This is a genomic window from bacterium (assembly GCA_040755755.1).
Taxonomy (GTDB): domain Bacteria; phylum SZUA-182; class SZUA-182; order DTGQ01; family DTGQ01; genus DTGQ01.
On sequence record JBFLZW010000019.1, the window covers coordinates 1 to 1,673 of the forward strand.

Below are 1,673 nucleotides of genomic sequence, written 5' to 3' on the forward strand. Positions count from 1 at the left end.
TTTGGGTATTGCCTCACGGCAGCCGCCATCCATCACCAGCAGGTGGATGTGATTGGAGGTCACTATGTAGTTCAATATCTGGACTCCATAGCGCTTTTTTGACTCAAACAGCCACTTGAGCCAACTTTGCCGATCGTGGGCAAACTTAAGCAGGAATTCTCTCTCATGGCACCTGTGGGTAATATGCCAGATATAACCTGGCAGATAATGCCTGTTCGCTCTTGGCATTCTTCACACACCACCCTTTCTTTCCTAACTTTTTCTTAAAAGGTCGATTTTTTAGCCCCAAATTGCCCTTCTAAGGCCAAAACTGAGTGTCTATTCTGGGATTACCTATTTAATACCATATACTTATCATGGTCCGACCCGGTAACCCGCGGTAACCGAATCAGATTACACCAGCCGAGAGCAGGGCTAATACATAAGCTACCTGGGGATTGCCGGTATTGATCAGAGAATTCAATAGGAGAGGGTTATTCAATAAGGTTGGATCGGCCAATATCAAGTTAAGAACGGCAGTTACCTGGGGATTGCCGGTATTGATCAGAAGGGAGGCAATCAATACCGAAAGAGCCGTACCGGTCGAAGCAGGAGCGGCAACGCTCGTGCTCGGCGCAACTGGGGCAATGGCGCTTGTTCCGGTAAGGGTAGTAGTCACTTGCATGGCTAGCCTGCCAAAAGGCAGGGAAGGTATTACCGGAGTCGAAAATCCCGGCAGCAGAAGCGCCGGAGAAAGAGTATTCAGCAGAGGAAGAGTATGAGGATAATAGCTATTATAAGCATTAAAAGTCAGTGGCGAGTAACAAAAAGGCATATAAGACCAGGGAGTACAATAGGGAACGGCAGGGAAATAAAAGGGATTATAAAACGGATATTGAGCATTGGTTCCTAAGGCTGATAGCAAAATGGTCAATACAATTATATTGATGCTCAGGGATATTTTAATACTTCTATTCATTGTCTTTTTCATATGCCATCTCCCTTTCTCAATTCCTTGTTCACAGCTTTCCGTTTTAGAGCTTCACGTGAGGTCCCCCTTGTCTTGTTCTATATAGGTTTATGAAAAGCATTTTGTGTGCCAATGAATAATTAAGCAATAACTATAGAGTGTTATAGGCTTTTCCAGCTTATCAAAGTCAATATTTTTTCATAAATATTGCCCCGCCCGGGAAAAAATAGTACGCTTTGGTATGTTTGACCCAGAGATAGCGAAGCTGGAACGAAGTGCAGGGTAAGTAGATCGTCATTTTTGTGTTATTACTTCATTAATATTTAACCCTATAAAATCAGAGTTTTGAAAAATACTGAAATAAGCGCACAAATAACAATCTGCTTACCTTGCACTTCGTTCCAGCTTCGCTATCTCTGACTTCCAGGACCGCTTATGATTTTTTCTGTTTTGTCATGAGGAATTGAATGATAGTCTGATTTAATTGGGCAATTTGAGTGCTTAAAGTATCAATTCTTTGGTTTACCTGTCCCACTTCCTGCTTAACTAGGCTTATCTGAGTGTCAATCTTCTGACCGAGAGTATCTATCCGCTGGTTTGTCTGTCCAATTTCTTGCCTGACCGATCCGATTTCCTGCCTGACTTGTCCGATCTCAGAATCGATCTTCTGGCTTAAGGTATCGATTCTTTGGTTTACTTGTCCGATCTCAGAATCGATCTTCTG

Annotated in this window: 3 protein-coding genes; all 3 read right to left on the reverse strand. The window is 43.0% G+C overall.

Annotated elements, in window-relative coordinates; translation table 11 throughout:
• Nucleotides 1-228 (reverse strand): transposase (locus tag AB1611_06950; GenBank protein MEW6379328.1); only part of this gene is annotated, 228 nt, incomplete at its 3' end.
• A gap of 160 nt (nt 229-388) precedes the next feature.
• Nucleotides 389-970, reverse strand: a complete 582-nt coding sequence (locus AB1611_06955) for a hypothetical protein (GenBank protein MEW6379329.1) — start codon at nt 968-970, stop codon at nt 389-391.
• A gap of 412 nt (nt 971-1,382) precedes the next feature.
• The coding region (locus AB1611_06960) for a hypothetical protein (GenBank protein ID MEW6379330.1) at nt 1,383-1,673 on the reverse strand (291 nt) is incomplete at its 5' end.

Excerpts from the sequence above, each read along its gene's own strand:
- AB1611_06955 (MEW6379329.1), bottom strand. The coding sequence starts at position 970 with ATGAAAAAGACAATGAATAGAAGTATTAAAATATCCCTGAGCATCAAT.